This window comes from Faucicola mancuniensis (assembly GCF_046523945.1).
GTDB lineage: Bacteria > Pseudomonadota > Gammaproteobacteria > Pseudomonadales > Moraxellaceae > Faucicola > Faucicola mancuniensis.
On record NZ_CP171363.1, the window covers coordinates 561,809 to 578,561 of the forward strand.

The following is a 16,753-nucleotide window of genomic DNA, read 5'->3' on the forward strand; positions in this document are numbered from 1 at the left end:
TTTGATGATAAACGCCTTTTTTAATCCATATAACAACTAACCTTGCGTACTGTCGTTGTTATTGGCTTCGGCATTGGTTTCACTGTCTGCCTTGGTTTTTTTGACAATCACCGCCGACTCGACTTTTTTACTGGTACGAGTTTTGGTTTTGGCGGGGGCTTTTTCCGCTTTTGGTTTGCGTGTGCGTGGTTTGGTTACTTTTGGGGTTGCCAAATTTAGCACCATACCGCCAGATGTTGGCATTTTGATTTGCCCTGCGACACTCTCAATCATGTTTTTGTAACTGGCAGGACTAGTTTTGCCTTTGGGATGTTCATCTTCGGTTTGGCTCAACGCTTGTGTTAATGCATTTTCTAGCTCTTCAATCGCTTGAGATAGTTCTTGTTGGAGCGTTTTTGTGTCATTGCCCAGCGTTTCTTTTGCCACGTTGTCTTTTTCCACATAGTTCTGAATACTTTGTTCTATATTTTGTTCAAAGTTTTCATCTTGGTTTGGCTGTGTGGTGATAGGTGTGGTTGTCGTGGTTTGTGCTTTTAAATAAGCACTCACAAACTGACCTTCACGAATCAAGCGTTCACCTTCTTCGCCCAGTTTTTCTAGCACAAACGCCCCTGCACTGCCCTTTGGATAGGTTGTTTGGTTTTGGGTGATATTTTGCTCAACTTTTATTGATTTAACAGCTTTATCAATATTTTGTCCAACTAATGTTGGCAAAATATCGCTACTTGCTACAATCTGTCCACGTGGGTCATTACTGGCTCGCTGTGTAACAGGTGCAGGGCATGCATCGGTCTTGCCTGCGGCCGTATGGAACTGTGCATTAGGAGCAATCAAGCTATGATAACTGTCAAGGTTTTCTTGGCTTAAGTTGTGATAGCCATAGTTGCGGAAAAATTGGTTAAATTCTTCCGTTGCGTCAGCATTTTGCACGTTATCGGACGTTGGTGCAACGCTGTCAAACTGACTAAACTGTGCATGATATGCCGATACCGCATCGATAAAAGCTTTGGCAACGCCAACTTCGGCAATTTGTGCCTGTGCATCAGTCAGATACTGGGCGATAAATTGTCCAACTGTGCCTGTGATTTTTGGCAACGCTCCCTTTGATGGTGTATTTGGTACAGTTGCAACTGTGCCAGTTGGTTGCTGAACTTCACAAAACGCACGGTACACTTCTCGTGGGTCGTTTTTGGCACGTCCTTGCATTGGCACAACGTCTAGCACGATTTTTGGCGTGCTTGGCTCTGCTGCTTGAACTTCCGTTACTGGTGTGGTAACAACAGGCGTATCAGCGGTGTTATCCGTTGGTACGACTGCTGCGAGCATTTCTGTTTTAGCAGTTTCAATTTCAACATTTTCAACTGTAACATTTTCAACCCTTTCTACAGGCGTTTCAACAATTTCGCCTTTGCTGTTGTCTAGCGAGATGTGCGTGCTGTTGTTATCAGCTTTCACATTATCATTTTTGTGGACTTGCACTTGTACTTGGTTGATGTCCACCGTGTCACTTTTGCTTTCGGTGGGTTGTTTTTGTACTGATTTTTCGGTTTTTACATCAGCCTTGACGATAGGTTCAGCCATTTGTTTGCTATCCAATGTTTCATTGGACACGGCATTGGCATTGTCAAAAGTGCCGTCTTTGGCGACCAATGTTTCGTTGCGTTGTTTTTCGCCACGGCTTTCACGGCGTGAGTTTGGCTCACGTTTTGGTAAACTGTCAGTTTTTGCTGATTTTTCTACATGGGTAGATTTTTCTTTGTCATCATTGTCAAAACGTTTGCCTTTTTTGGTTAGTTTTGCTTTACGACTGTTACGTTTTGTGCTGTCGGTTTTTTCGGCATTGTCATTATTAAAGTTTTGTGCCGTTTGTGCAGTCGACTGATTGGTTACACCTGTTACTTGGTTCGCATTGCTTGGTGCAACGCTTGGCTCGACGATAGGTGCAGTTGGGTATTGGATTTGACCTTGTACCCCCAGACTTTTTGCCCCTGTATTGACAATGCTTTCAATGGCAGCTGCCGCATCATGGCTATTAATGCTATGGGTGACTTGGGCTTGCTCGGTTGGGGCAAATAAGTTTGACAACCAAGCGACCGCACTTGGCGCAGGTATAGCCACTGCCGTATTTTGTGCGACAGTTTGCGTTTGCTCGGCTTTTGGTTGTGCGACAGGTTGATTGTTTGACTTTTGTTTATTTTGTGCTTTGTCTTGTGGTTGTGCATTGGCACTGTTTGACCATGTGTTATTTTGGTTTTGATTTACCACACGGTTTTCATTTTCTTCGGTATGCCAATCGCTTGTGTCATAACCACGGTCGTTGTATTCTTGTTCTTGGCTTTCGGCAATTCGCTCATAGCTTGATGGGGCGTAGCCGTCCGCATTGTAAGCAATGTGAAATTCTGGCGACTCTAAGTGAGCGTGTGGTAAAATGGTAATGCGTGTGCCACTTTCTCGCTCCAAATACACCAAACTATCTCGTTTTTCGTTTAACAAAAACGCCGCAATATCAGTCGGTACGTCTGCTTGGATTTCGCCATGACGTTCTTGTAGGGCTTTTTGCTCAATCTGACGCATGATAGACAACGCAAGCGAACGCAAATCACGAATCATACCTGTGCCATGGCAACGTGGGCAAAGATAGCCAGTTGCCTCTTCTAACGATGGACGCAGACGCTGACGGCTCATCTCAAGCAAGCCAAAACGAGAAATTTCGGCAAATTGGATTCTGGCTCTGTCGTTTTTGGTGGCTTCTTTGATACGGTTTTCTACTTGTTTTTGATGCTCTTCGGTTGCCATATCAATAAAATCAATGACAATCAAACCGCCCATATCCCGCAACCGCAACTGACGAGCGATTTCGTCCGCCGCCTCAAGATTGGTGTGAAAAGCAGTTGCCGATACGTCCGCACCTTTGGTAGATTTTGACGAGTTGATATCAATAGACACCATCGCCTCAGTTTGGTCAATCACGATTGAACCGCCACTTGGCAAACGCACCTCACGTTGATACGCCGTTTCAATCTGTTTTTCAATACCAAAACGGCTAAACATCGGCTCATAATCCACATATTTACGTAACTTGCCTAACTGTTGTGGCATCATGGTTTCAATAAAATGTGCCGCCTCATTATAAGCATACTCATTGTCCACCCACACTTCCACAATATCATCACGCAAATAATCACGCACCGCACGAGTAACCACGCTCGCCTCTTGATGGACAAGGCGTGGCGATGGGAAATTTTGATTTTGATATAAAATATTTTGCCAAGTGTTTAACAAATGGTCAAGGTCGTGCTGTAACTCATCTTTATTTCTGCCAATCCCTGCGGTACGGATAATCACGCTCATCTCTTTTGGCAATTTTAAACTTGCCAATGCCTGTTTCATCTCTTCACGCAATTTGCCCGAAATTTGACGAGAAATCCCACCACCTTTTGGATTGTTTGGCATTAACACCAAATAACGACCCGCCAGTGAAATATAAGTGGACAACGCCGCACCCTTGTTGCCACGCTCTTCTTTTTCCACTTGGATAATCAGCTCATCGCCTTCTTTGATTAACTGCTTGATACTGCCGTTACGCACATCGCCAGACAGATATTCAGGTGCGATTTCACGAATGGGCAAAAAACCTTGACGAGCCGAGCCATATTCCACAAAAACCGCTTCCAAAGACGGCTCAACACGGGTTACATGACCCTTATAAATATTGGCTTTTTTCTGCTCACGGGTACGATTTTCTAAGTCAAAATCGTAAAGATGATTGCCATTACAAAGTGCCACACGCACTTCTTCGGCATGGGTGGCATTGATTAAAATACGTTTCATGTTAAATTCCTTAACACAAACCATATTCACAGATGAAAAAACATAACAAAAAACGATTTGTTTAAAAAATACTTTAAAAACAAATACTTATATTTATTAGCAGTGGTAAAATCAGCATTTATCACCCATTAAAAATTGGGGAAACACGCACGGTTCGTCATTAAAAAACCTTTATAAGTTTTGTGTGTTACGTTCGTTACTTGTTTAAATAAAAACTTAGCAAAAGATGATTTTTGCCAAAAAAATTGTTGATGTTTTTTGTTGGGTTGGTTTCGCCCAAATTGCTTATCGGTTCATACGGTTTGTGTTTTTTATGTCAATTTTAAAATAGGGGTTTAAAATATAGTTTTAAACTTTTGTCAACAAAAACACTTAAGCACAATCATAAAATTTTGTTTACCAACAATATATTATCCATTATGCCAAATAAAAATTTTTTGAGTTAATTTTGTTGCACTTTTTTTTACATTTTTTTGTGATAAAAATGGCAAATTTTTGCTAAAAAAGATAATTTACGCAAGATAAAATTAACGTGGTAAACTATAACAAATTTTTTCAAAAACGGCTATCAAAAAATGACAACAAAACCTTTTTCATCAAAAAAAACCGATAAAAACCGTCAAAAATCTAATTTTGACCCAAAAAACAAAAATAAGTTTGGCAAAAATTCAAAAAACAAACAAAAGTTTGATAAAAAACCAAACAGCCAATTTAACAAAAAATCAAACAATCGCCCACAAAAATCCGTACCAAACGATTTTAACAATGAACAATTTATCCAAGAATTGGCGGACGAACTTAACATTAACACCAAAGAAATGTTTAGCAATGAACAACCCAAAAGTAAAGATAAATATCAACATTTAACAGGTAATGATGATATTGAAGATTTTGGCAAAGTCAATTACATCACGGTTACTCGCCAACAGCACGACCAACGACTTGACAATTTTTTATTAGCTCGTTTAAAAGGATTGCCACGTTCGCACGTTTACAATCTGATTCGCTCGGACGAAGTGCGTGTTAATGGCAAACGTGCCAAAGCCTACGACAAACTGGAGCGTGGCGATATCGTGCGGATTGCCCCTGTGCGTCTGGCAACTCGTGAAAAACCTGTGATTAGCGAAGATTTTGCCAAAGGTTTGCTTGAGCGGATTGTGTATGAAGATGACGGTTTAATCGTGCTAAACAAGCCGTCTGGCATGGCGGTGCATGGCGGAAGTGGCGAGAGTTTTGGCGTGATTGAAGCCATGCGAGAAGCAACTGGCAAAAAATATTTGGAACTGGTTCACCGCATTGACAAAGATACGTCAGGGCTTTTGATGATTGCCAAAAAACGCTCAACACTCAAAGTTTTGCAAGACCATTTGCGTGAAAAAACTTTGCAAAAAAATTATCTGTGTATCGTAACAGGTTGGGTCAAACAAGACACGCAAACCATTGATAAACCGCTGTTAAAATACAGTCTTGCCAATGGTGAACGCCGTGTCAAAGTTGATGACAAAGCCCAAATCAATAAAGAGAGCAAGCCTGCCCAAACCCAAATCACGGTATTAAGCCGTTTTGAGTTGGACTGTAAAAAAGTGAGCCTTGTCAAAGCCAGTCCTTTGACAGGTCGCACCCACCAAATTCGTGTGCATATGGCGTATATCGGTCATGCGTTATTGGGCGATGATAAATACAATTTGCAAGACAAATCAGGCGTTAGACGGCTTTGTTTGCACGCTTATGAATTGCACATTCCAGACTATGATGTGATAAAAGCTGAGTTGCCAAATGATTTGCAAAGTTTGATTGGTACAAATTTTTTTGATAATTAATTTTTTTGTCAATTCACAAAGAAAAAAGGTGTGCTATGCAGTCCAACAACCCCACCCAACAACTACTTGACACCGCTTTAACCGACCAAATCATTACCCCTGACCAACACCAACAGTTGCTCGCTCGTTACGAGCAACTTGTTTCACACAATTTTGACAAAAATACGCAAATTCAAACAAACGACAGCCCAAAATTTGTGCTATCGCATTTGCTGTATTATCTAGGCGGCATGATAGCGATTGGGGCGATGAGCGTGTTTATGACGCTTGGCTTTAGCCTATACGGTAGCGGTGCGATGATGACAATTTGCGTGTGTTATGCGGTATTGGCAAGTTGTATTGCTCGCTTTTTGTACCAAAAAAATCTGAAAACACCGTATAGCATTTTGCTTGGTTTTATTTTATGCCTTGTGCCGTTGTTTACATTTGCGTTGCAACATTATTTGGGTTTTTGGCAAGAATACAGCGATTATCAACAATTTCATCAATGGATTAGCCCACAATGGTTGATTTTGGAAGTGGCGACTTTGGTGGTCGGTGTGGCGATGTTATGGCGTTTTCGCCGTAGTTTTTTGACTTTGCCAATTGCGCTTACGCTGTGGTATTTGTCAATGGATATCGCACCGTTATTGACCCAAAGCGAATTGGATTGGGATTTGCGTCAGTTGGTGTCGGTGTATTTTGGTTTGGCGGTGATTGTGGGGGCGATTTGGATAGACATTCGTCAGCATACTCGCCAAAGCGTGATTGAGCAAGATTTTGCATTTTGGTTGTATATTGTCGGTGTCATGACGTTTTGGGGCGGTTTGTCGTTGCAGGATTCGGACAGCGAATTGGCAAAATTTATGTATTGTATGATAAATGTCGCCTTGCTGTTGCTCGGTGTGGTGTTACGCAGGCGGGTGTTTGCGGTGTTTGGCGGTATGGGGATTGCCATGTATCTTGGGCATTTGGCGTATGAAGTGTTCAAAGACAGCATGATTTTTCCGTTAATCGTGGCGTTAATTGGCTTTGCGGTGATATTTTTGGGTGTGTTTTGGCAAAAAAACGAAAGCCGTATTTATGCCAAATTGTTGTCTTTTTTACCAACTCATTGGCAACATACGCTCAAAAATTTACATCAATAAAGCTTTTTACCAACTATTTTTGACAAAACTTTTACCAAGCCTTTTGCCAATATTGTAAAAAAATATTTTTGTCAAATTGACCTTTTACCAAAGCCGACTGATAACTGGGCAAATTTTCTATGCGTGTCAAATAGTCGTCAATCGCTGAATACCGTTCAAAGTTCGACACGCTCACCGCCAATACCGACAGCATAAACTGTATCAAAATATCCACCGCCGTCAAATGCTAACCCACAAAAAAGCGGTATCAGATGGTTTTTTTGCCAAATGGGTGTTGATAAATGCCAATTGTTCGTACAAGGTGGGATTAAGATAATGGCGATCAACCGCTTGCCCTTTTGCATTTCGTTCACAAAAAATCAACTCAAACGACACGTCTAACGCAATGAACAGCCAAATGATACGTTGTGAACGGGCGTTGGGTAAATGAAATAATTGATACATCGAAATATTTGTAAGAATTTGATTTTAATGAAATTTTTAGGAATATATTTATTTATTCGGTGCAGTTTCTTTTAAGGTCATTAACACAGGCAATACACATAGTGCCACCACCATAATCATAATTCCTGCTGAATATGCTTTGCCTGTCGCATTGGTAAAAAGTTGTGCCAATAATGGCGTTAAACCGCCAAATACTGCCGTCGCAAGCGTTACACCTAACGCAAGCCCAGATAACCGCACATGGGTCGCAAACTGTTCAGACGTTGCCGAAGCCGCCACCGCACTCACTGCTCCTGCTGAACAGGCAAGCACCACCGCCCCAACCAATGCCATCATAACATGGGCTGTCGCCATCATATTAAACAGCACAATCGGCAAAATCATATTGGCAATACACGCACCGATTAATACAGGTTTGCGACCAATTTTATCAGATAAAGCCCCAATCATCGGTGTAATCACAATCACCGAAAAAGAAGCAATCGTGGATAGCCATAACGCAATATTTTGTGGAACTTTCACGGTCTCCACCAAAAAAACAGGCACAAAGGTAATACCGACATAATAAGTGATTGAACCCAAAGCCGAAATCGCAAAAGTTTTGGCAATCTCAGGTTTGTGATATTTTAACGCTAAAAGCAAAGGCGATGTGGCATTTTCTTTTGACACACCGTGATTTGACTTTGCTACAATGGACGTGTGATGGACTGACTGATTTTGCTGAATAAATTTGACAAACTCAGGCGTTTCTGCCATGCGATGACGAGAAATGAGTACAAGCAATGCCAAAACTGCACCAAAAATAAACGGCAATCGCCAACCATAAGTCAATAAATCTTCGGCAAAAAAATGCACCGTAACTGCACTGACAAACACCGCTAACAACCCACCTATCTCACTAAAGGCTGATGCCAAAGACGCAACAAAACCACGTTTATGCGGTTTTGCTCCTTCTACCAAATACGCTACCACACCTGTATATTCGCCACCCACAGAAAACGCCATCACACAACGTAACAACAACATCAAAATCCCAGACCAAATACCAATGCTCTCAAACGTTGGCAACAATGCTGTCAAAAACATAGCGATACTCATCATTGTCATCGTTACCAGCAAAGTTGCACGTCTGCCAAATCTATCGCCAAAATGCCCAAAAAACATCGCCCCCAACGGACGCATCAAATATGACACCGCAAAACCTGCCAACGTGATAACAATGGACGTTGGGTTATCTCCAAAAAACACTTTGGACAACACCGTAGCAAAGTACAAATATAAGGTAAAATCATACCATTCCACAATCGTGGAAAAAGAAGCAACCAATAACGAACTTTTAGGCAAAGGCTTACCGTCTTGATACGATTGGGTGTCAGAAAGGTTCAGAATTGATGCGTTAGTCATGGGCTTTTAAAATTATTTCAAAAAATCCAAATAATCAGCGATTAAAAACGTGGGTTTTTAAGCTCTTCAAGTTTTTGCCCCAAGGCTTTTTCCAATTTTTGACCAAACGACTGCCATTCACGCTCATCAGTTTTGATGACAACGTTTGAGTTACCACTGGTATTCGCCATGGTTTGGACTTACCATATTAACAGAACAACATGTAACAGCGAATGCCAAGGCTACAATCATTGTCATGTTTTTAGAAAATTTGTGTAAGTTGTGAGAATACATAAATTGTAAGAACCCGTATTCATAACATCTTTGCAATGAAAAATGCAATAAACTGTGAACAAATGCTAAACAAATCAATCAAAAAACCAATGATAACTCACAGTATAAGCCGTTTGGCTATCGTCATACAGTTTTTCATACTCCACGCCCACACGCACCGCTTGCTGTTTGCCAATATCATATTGGCCGCCTAGCGAAAAAATCGGCTGAAAATAGTGCGAACGCTCGTTATCTTCTGCACCGCCTTGATACCAATACGGCAAATTCACATCAGCAAGCACACGCATTTTTGGGCTTAAATGCACCGCACAGCCTGTATGTACGTTTACGCCCACTCGGTGACCTTGATTGATTTTGCCGACTTGTCCGACACCGCCCGCCAACGCATAACACAGCGTATTAGGCAACTCGCCTGTGCCTTGCTTTTCTTGATTTGGGTCGCCTTGTCCTAGCACATACGACACGCCTTTTTCCATGCCGACACTTAGCACATGATACTCGTCATTTGTTTGGTTACTCGCATCTATCACAGGCTTGATTTTTAGGTGCAAACCGTAGGACGTATGCGGGTCTGTGCCGTTTTTTGGGCTTAACGATAACACATCAATCAAAGTCGCTTCTTCTATCGTTATCTTATTGTTTTTATTAAAATTATCATCATCAAAACGATAACCAAGCGATAGCGACATGGCATTCATGCTCCAATAATTACGTTTGCCTGTCGGATTGTCCAACAAATCTTGATAACCGCCACGCACACCGACAATCGCTTTACTTGACTGATTATTTTGCTTAATAGCAACAGTCGCTCGGTGCAATTTGTTAGCATTGACAGGATTATTATCGTTTGGCGTAAACGTTGGCAAATCGTTTAATCGTGCCAAAGTTGGATAATCCAAGTTATACACTTGATGATTATTGATAAAGGCTTGTTTGACGGTGCGTTCTGACGGTAGATATTTGGCATTTTTTAACAAATGATGTTTTGCCAAAACTCGAGAAACTTCCGCAGGTGCGATGATTTTTCCGCCATCTTGTACAAAATGATACTGCTCATCAGTCGCATCTAGCAAGCGTAAAATCTCGGTCGCACAGTTATTATTCAAAAATTTGTAATAACGGTCGGCATTTTTCACTTCCCACAACTGCCGCATTACTTGATTAATGGTATCTTGGGGCAAATCTAGCTCATATTGCCAAATATCTCGTTGGTCGTTTATCAGATAATTGGCTTGTTTATCCGTGTATTTGCCAAAGGTCATCGCACCTGCACCCTTGCCAGAAACCGCATGAATACTGCCTTTTAAGCCTGTTTCTTTCGTTTCATCTGTAGCAAAATTAAAAAAATACGCATCGTCATTATTATTTGTTTTTAGGCTTTTTGCCGTGTCAATTTTGACAAGCGTATGCCCAAAAGACGAGCCGATACGGTTGTTATGCTCTTCAGCAAAAATCAGCGAAAATTGTTTTGCATCAAATTTATTTAACCAAGCATCAAATTCCGAACAAGTGTTTAACTGCCAATCTTGGTGTAACTGTTTGATATTGGGTAAATTTTGTAAAAGCCAATGACTGCGAGCAGGAAAACGACACAAAAAATCTTCTGCCGTTTCTTTATTTTGCAAGGCATTAACACTGGCAATCAGCTCCGCTTTTGGCTCGGTGTTGCCATTTTGAGCGATAAAAAAATCCGCATTTCGCACCGTACTTTTGCCGTTTTTGTATAATAACAAACGTTGCCAAACGATATTTTGGCTTAAGTTGTTAATTTGTTGCTCGTCAATTTGTGTGTTTTGTTGTAAAACCATGTTTGTATTTTTAACATTTGATTTTTCAACATTTTCGGCAATATCTTCAGCAACATTGTGAGCAAAAGCGACTGGGCTAATGCTTAACAGCAAGGCAAGTGTTAAAGGGGATTTTTTCATAAAATTATCTCAATTCGCAAGTGTTACAAAAAGGATTTTAATAAAAGGTTTTGGTAGGGTGGGTTAGCGGTAGCGTAACTACCATTTTTATAGTAAAATCAAATATTTGGTGGATTACGCCTTTGGCTAACCACACCCTACGATGTTATTTTGAATGTTCCATAAAAAAATCCTACCATAAAGATAGGATTTTTTGTGTCGCATTTTTGCAATTTTAAGTACAAATTATGCTTTTTTGCTTTCTAAATATTTGAAAAGCTCGTCTTTTAACGCCAATTTTTCTTTTTTCAACTCATCAATTTCGTCTGCACGGCTAACTGATGCAACTGGGTCGTTTTCCAAACCAGTGATTTTTTCGTCCAATTCGTTGTGTGCATTGAATAATTTTTCAAAGTGTAAATCGTTTTGAGTTTTTAATTCAGTGATAAGTTCACGGTATTCTGGAAACATAGTTTCTTCCTTTTTGGTTAAAAACAGATTGATGTTAAAAACAAGTTTAAAAACACGATAAAAATTATCATGTCTGTTGGTTGATGACAAATGTCAAAAAGCCAATTTCTTTACCTACATTGTAACCAAAAAAAAGATGTTTGACTATATCTAGTTGCAAAAGTTTGTAAAAATACTTGTAAATTTATTAAAAAAATAAAAATTAAACTAAAAAACGTTTTGTTTTTTAAATTATAATCATTAACTATCTAATATTGTCAAATGTCAAAATTTTTATCATAATGGTTTCAACAAAATTAACCAAATTTCCAAAAACGGAGAAAAACCATGATTGACAAAAGTTTATTAGACGCCATTAAATCTTACAGCGAACGCATGACACGCCCAATTGAGTTTGTATTGGGTGCAGGTGAACACGCAAAACGTGCCGAATTGGTAGAGTTTTTAACTCAAGTGGCAGGCACCACTGACAAAATCAACTTAAGTTCAGAGCTTGACGGCAATTTATCGCCAATGAGCTTTAAAATTCGCACACAAGACAGCGATACAGGCATTGTGTTTAGCGGTATTCCGTCTGGGCATGAGTTTACATCGTTGATTTTGGCAGTTTTACAGGCGGGTGGTAGTGAGTTGAAACTTGATGAAGGCATTCAAAACCTAATCAAAAACATCAAACAACCGTTACAGTTTCAAACGATTGTGTCTTTAACTTGCCATAACTGCCCAGATGTGGTGCAATCGTTAAACCAATTTGCTTTGTTAAATGATGGCATTAGCAATGAAATGATTGACGGTGGTGTGTTCCCAGAGTTGGTTGCCGAAAAGAACATTCAAGGCGTGCCTGCGGTATTTTTAAACGGCAAACCGTTTGCCAATGGCAAAATTGACACAGCAAAATTGATTGAGAAATTGCAAGAACAATACCCAGATTTGCTAAACGGCATGGCAACAGGCGAACAGCTTGAACAACAAGATGTGGTTGTCATCGGTGGCGGCCCTGCAGGTACAGCAGCGGCGATTTATACCGCTCGTAAAGGCTTAAAAGTTACAGTAGTTGCCGACCGCATTGGCGGACAGGTCAAAGACACGCAAGACATTGAAAACTTGATTTCTGTGCCATTAACCAACGGCAACGAGCTTGCCAACAATTTTGCCAAACACATCAAAGAATACGCCATCACGGTCAAAGAAATGGTAAGCGTCAAAGAAATTGGCGAAAATGGCGACAATACTTACCAAATTACGCTGAACACAGGCGAGAGTTTTGCTACACGCTCAATCATCGTGGCGACAGGGGCAAAATGGCGTAAACTTGGCGTAAAAGGCGAAGATGAAAACATCGGCAATGGCGTGGCGTTTTGCCCACACTGTGATGGCCCATTCTTTAAAGGTAAAAATGTGGCGGTTGTCGGTGGCGGTAACTCTGGCGTGGAAGCGGCATTGGACTTGGCAGGGATTGTCAATCATGTAACCTTGATTGAATTTGGCGATAAATTGCGTGCTGACCAAGTGCTTGTAAACAAAGCCCAAGAACGTAGCAATATTGACATCATGACTTCTATCGCAACTCAAGAAATCGTGGCGGAAAATGGCAAAGTTACGTCCATCATCTATCAAGACCGCAACACAGGTGAAAACAAAACGCTGGATTTGTCGGCGGTGTTTATCCAAATCGGACTTGTACCAAACTCTGAAGTGGTGAAAAATTTGGTAAACGTAACCAAATTTGGCGAAATTGAGATTAACGAGCGTTGCCAAACGTCAAAACAAGGTATTTTTGCTTGTGGCGATGTAACGACTGTGCCATATAAGCAAATTAACATTGCGATGGGCGAAGGGGCAAAAGCTGGGTTGTCAGCGTTTGATTATTTGGTCATGCAATGATTGTGATTTTTAAAATTGTTAAAACCCACTTTTGATAAGTGGGTTTTTTCATGATTTTTCCACATCAACCCGCCCGCCAATGTCTTTTAATTCTGAATATTTTTCAATCAAATTTGGCATATCATCAAGGCTAATGGCAAACGTCCACAAATACGTAATCACCGCATAAATATGTCCTGCACTGCCGTAACCCTTGACTGTCAAAAGCGTTAAAGTCGTGCCAAATAAAATCGCCATCGCCACACCCACTGCCAAAAAACTCACCGCTTCACGGTTGGAAATGGCAATTTTTAAGCGTGAAATCAAATCATAGTGTTTGGTAAGTTCATTGTGCGAAGTGCGTTCAATCACGCCCACTTCTTTTTCTAGGCGGTTGTTGAGTTTAAAATACAGTTTATCATTTTTGGCGACATAACTTGGCAAAATGGCGATAAAACCAAGTAAAATCGCCAGTACCACCACGCCAGACCAAAACTCAATCCACAACAACATCACCACCGAGCCAACGATAGAAAACACAGACGTGATAATCATCGGCAAATGTTGCTCAAAAAATTCCACAAATTGCCGAGACAAATTGGCACGAGCGACCACCGTAGAAGTGCTGTGCTGTGTGCGTTGATTGACAATCACAGGCACAACCAAATCGGCATAAATTCGCACAAAGGCACGAGTATCCAACACACGGCGAGCCGAACCAATCAGCCAAATAATCAGCACCAAAAAGGCGTAACTTAACGCTTGCCACGTTTTGCCCTGCATAACGGCATTGACCGCAAAACCTGCAATGAGTGGATAAATCAGTAGCAAAATATTTTCAATCGCTACAAGGCTAAAAGTCGCCATCAGTTTTTGTTTATGGGTGATGGCGATGTGTTTTAGGGAGTTAAATAAAATGCGATTACTCATGATAAAAGTCTTAAAAATTACTAATTTTGCGTATTATATGGTAATTTTTAAGACTAATAAAGCAAGATTATTATTTTTTGATTTGTAAATTTAACAAATCTAACATTTCATCAAGCGTTTTTACTCGTTTTGCCGTTTGCCATAGGATTTCGGCTTCGCTATAACCTTGCGTCAGCATACCAAGCCATTGTTTATAACGTGCGACTATCATGCTATCGCTTTTGGCTTCACCGTTTAAAAAATCAATTTGTAACTTTAACAAATCTTGCCAAGTTAAGTTTTGATAACTATTATCTTTAATTTTATTTACCAAATCTGGGCGAGTAACTGCCCCACGTCCAAGCATCAAATGCGGTGTGTTGGCTTGTTCACGGCAACGTAATGCTTGTTCAAGCTTCCAGATTTCCCCATTAGCGATAATCGGTAAAGTCAAACGCTTTGTCAAAGGCTCAATCAATTCCCAATAGGCAGGTGGTTTGTAGCCTTGTGTTTTGGTGCGAGCGTGGACGGTGAGCCAGCTTGCGTTAGCGGATTGCACCGCATCACCGATTTCAGCGGTCAAAGTGGTATCTTCGTAACCCAAACGGATTTTTGCCGATACAGGCGTATCAGTTGGCACGGCTTGACGGACGGCATGAATAATTTGATAAACGGTTTCAGGTTCGGTCAATAATACCGAACCGCCACGATGATTGTTCACCGTTTTGGCAGGGCAACCAAAGTTTAAATCAATCGCAGGGGCTTTTAATTCACAGGCTTTGATGGCGTTTTGTGCCATGAGTTCGGGATTGCTACCGAGTAACTGAATATGTACAGGCGTGTTGTGAATGGTTTTGCCTTGCAATTCGCCTTCGTGCTTGAGTTCTGGGACGTATTTGTAAAAAACGTGAGCAGGTAAAACGGTTTGCGTAACTCGGATAAATTCGCTCACCGTCCAGTCATAATGTCCGATTGATGTCAAAACCGACCGCATAACAGGGTCGGTTAAGCCTTCCATTGGGGCTAGGACAGTTTTTGGGGTGGAAAAATTGGGATAATTGGGATTTGGCATGGTTTTTAACGTTTTTGGTAATTTTTTAAAAAAAGTATTATAACATTGCTTTGGCATAGCGTTAAGTTTTCACAAAAAAACCTGTCGTTTGTGCTATAATGCACCGTCTTTTTTGCCAATTTTTGACTATGCTTTCAAACACCAATACCTACAAGCCCACGCATGAACAAGAACAAGCCCTACAAACGGCTTTGACACGCCAATCTTTTAAGATTGTGGCGTATGCAGGGGCAGGCAAAACCTCTACATTAAAGCTGATTGGCGACAACTTGCGTGGGCGTGGTATGTATTTGGCATTTAATAAAGCGATTGCGAATGAAGCCACACAAAAATTTCCCACTCATGTGAACTGTCGCACTTTTCACTCGTTGGCATTTCGGCATACCGACCGTCAAATCTCCGCAAAATTACAATTACCCAGATTTTCACCACAGCGTTTGGCACATGATTTGGGCTTGATTCCGCTACAGGTGAAACGCAGCATTGACGGCAAAAGCCAATTTGTCACTTTAACGCCAGAACGCCAAGCCCGCTTTGTGTCCGATGCAGTGAGTTATTTTTGTAGCACGCACTCAAGCTACCCTGCTCCACGCCATTTACAGCTACCTGACTGGCTCGCCCCAAGCGAAGCCGAAGAATTGCGTGACAAACTGTATCCGTTTGTAGAAAAACGCTGGCTACAGTCCATTGACCCACGCCACAATGCAGGGATTGGACATGATATTTATCTCAAACTTTGGGCGTTGTCAAAGCCGATTATCCCAAGCGATTTTATTTTGTTTGACGAAGCCCAAGATGCCGACCCTTTGATGATGGGGATTTTGACCCAGCAACCGAGCCAAGTCATCTATGTGGGCGATGCTCATCAGCAGATTTATGAATGGCGTGGGGCGGTCAATGCGATGAAACGCTTGCCATTACCGCAAACCTTGCTCACCCAATCGTTTCGTTTTGGTGAAAAAATTGCCGAAATTGCCAATGTTTTTTTAAAAGCATTACAAGAAGATGTGCCTTTGCGTGGCAATCCCAATTTACAATCAACCCTTGGCAAAAGTTTGGCAAATGGACAAAAAGATGCAATACTGTGCCGAACCAATGCCAATGCGATGGTAAGGCTTTTAACAGGCTTAAAAATGGGGCATAAAGTCGCCCTACAAGCCGACACCGACCGCCTACTCAAATTTAGCCAATCTGCCGAACGCCTAAAAAAAGGACAATCCGCCTATGGCGTGCCAGAACTTGCCTATTTTAACAACTGGCGAGAAGTGCAAGACTACAGCGAAACGAGCGAAGGTAGCGATTTAAAAACCCTTGTCAAACTGGTGGACGAACATGGCACAGACACCATCAACCAAGCCATTCAAAGCCTTGCCAATCCAAACGAAGCCGACTATATCATCTCCACCGCTCACAAGGCAAAAGGACTGGAATGGGGGCGTGTGCAGATTGATGACGATTTTTATTATGATGTGAACAATCAAGTGGTAAAAATCAGCCCAGAAGAATTGCGACTGCTGTATGTCGCCTGTACTCGTGCCAAAATTAACTTGGATATGTTTCATATCCAAGATTTAATCAATGGTTTAAAAGAAAAAAAGTTGATTTATCAATAATTTACAAATTCTACAACAA

The 16,753-nt window shown here is 41.2% G+C and carries 13 protein-coding genes; 4 read left to right on the forward strand and 9 right to left on the reverse strand.

Annotation, left to right across the window (positions count from 1 at the left end):
• Window positions 1–36: 36 nt before the first annotated feature.
• Complete coding sequence (locus ACGTJS_RS02855) at window positions 37–3,831, reverse strand: Rne/Rng family ribonuclease (protein WP_410472752.1); 3,795 nt, start codon at window positions 3,829–3,831, stop codon at window positions 37–39.
• An 818-nt stretch (window positions 3,832–4,649) separates the two neighbouring features.
• Here ACGTJS_RS02855 and ACGTJS_RS02860 point away from each other — a divergent pair.
• Together ACGTJS_RS02860 and ACGTJS_RS02865 are read left to right on the forward strand one after the other, a co-directional pair.
• Window positions 4,650–5,651 (forward strand): RluA family pseudouridine synthase, encoded by a 1,002-nt coding sequence (locus ACGTJS_RS02860; RefSeq protein ID WP_410473212.1) that lies wholly within the window; start codon window positions 4,650–4,652, stop codon window positions 5,649–5,651.
• 35 nt (window positions 5,652–5,686) lie between these two features.
• Window positions 5,687–6,778 carry a DUF2157 domain-containing protein gene (locus ACGTJS_RS02865; protein ID WP_410472753.1) on the forward strand — a complete coding sequence of 364 codons (1,092 nt, stop codon included), beginning with the start codon at window positions 5,687–5,689 and terminating at the stop codon, window positions 6,776–6,778.
• Between the two features lie 31 nt (window positions 6,779–6,809).
• On the opposite strand, the gene ACGTJS_RS02870 is transcribed toward ACGTJS_RS02865, so the two are convergent.
• From ACGTJS_RS02870 to ACGTJS_RS02895, 6 genes are all read right to left on the reverse strand, one after another.
• The gene (locus ACGTJS_RS02870) at window positions 6,810–7,001 is read right to left on the reverse strand and encodes a hypothetical protein (RefSeq protein ID WP_410472754.1); all 192 of its coding nucleotides are present in this window, start codon (window positions 6,999–7,001) and stop codon (window positions 6,810–6,812) included.
• The gene (locus tag ACGTJS_RS02875) at window positions 6,998–7,222 is read right to left on the reverse strand and encodes a hypothetical protein (RefSeq protein ID WP_410472755.1); all 225 of its coding nucleotides are present in this window, start codon (window positions 7,220–7,222) and stop codon (window positions 6,998–7,000) included. Before ACGTJS_RS02875 ends, ACGTJS_RS02870 begins: the two co-directional genes overlap by 4 nt.
• Window positions 7,223–7,270: 48 nt before the next feature.
• A complete protein-coding gene (locus ACGTJS_RS02880; protein WP_410472756.1) occupies window positions 7,271–8,626 on the reverse strand; it encodes an MFS transporter in 1,356 nt (451 codons plus the stop codon).
• Between the two features lie 41 nt (window positions 8,627–8,667).
• A complete protein-coding gene (locus ACGTJS_RS02885; protein WP_315040543.1) occupies window positions 8,668–8,796 on the reverse strand; it encodes a hypothetical protein in 129 nt (42 codons plus the stop codon).
• 177 nt (window positions 8,797–8,973) lie between these two features.
• Window positions 8,974–10,827 (reverse strand): DUF4105 domain-containing protein, encoded by a 1,854-nt coding sequence (locus tag ACGTJS_RS02890; RefSeq protein ID WP_410472757.1) that lies wholly within the window; start codon window positions 10,825–10,827, stop codon window positions 8,974–8,976.
• A 225-nt stretch (window positions 10,828–11,052) separates the two neighbouring features.
• Window positions 11,053–11,277 carry a YdcH family protein gene (locus ACGTJS_RS02895; RefSeq protein WP_315040539.1) on the reverse strand — a complete coding sequence of 75 codons (225 nt, stop codon included), beginning with the start codon at window positions 11,275–11,277 and terminating at the stop codon, window positions 11,053–11,055.
• 327 nt (window positions 11,278–11,604) lie between these two features.
• Here ACGTJS_RS02895 and ahpF point away from each other — a divergent pair, with 327 nt between their 5' ends.
• Window positions 11,605–13,161, forward strand: coding sequence for an alkyl hydroperoxide reductase subunit F (gene ahpF / locus ACGTJS_RS02900; RefSeq protein WP_410472758.1), 1,557 nt, complete (start codon window positions 11,605–11,607; stop codon window positions 13,159–13,161).
• 48 nt (window positions 13,162–13,209) lie between these two features.
• Here the strand turns inward: ahpF and ACGTJS_RS02905 are convergent, their stop codons facing one another.
• Window positions 13,210–14,070: an ABC transporter six-transmembrane domain-containing protein gene (locus ACGTJS_RS02905; protein ID WP_410472759.1), complete on the reverse strand. Its 861-nt coding sequence runs from the start codon at window positions 14,068–14,070 to the stop codon at window positions 13,210–13,212.
• Between the two features lie 70 nt (window positions 14,071–14,140).
• Entirely contained in the window at window positions 14,141–15,121 is a 981-nt protein-coding gene (locus tag ACGTJS_RS02910; protein WP_410472760.1) for a tRNA dihydrouridine synthase, read from the reverse strand.
• Between the two features lie 128 nt (window positions 15,122–15,249).
• Between ACGTJS_RS02910 and ACGTJS_RS02915 the strand changes: the two genes are divergently transcribed.
• A complete protein-coding gene (locus ACGTJS_RS02915) occupies window positions 15,250–16,734 on the forward strand; it encodes a UvrD-helicase domain-containing protein (protein ID WP_410473213.1) in 1,485 nt (494 codons plus the stop codon).
• Window positions 16,735–16,753 lie beyond the last annotated feature (19 nt).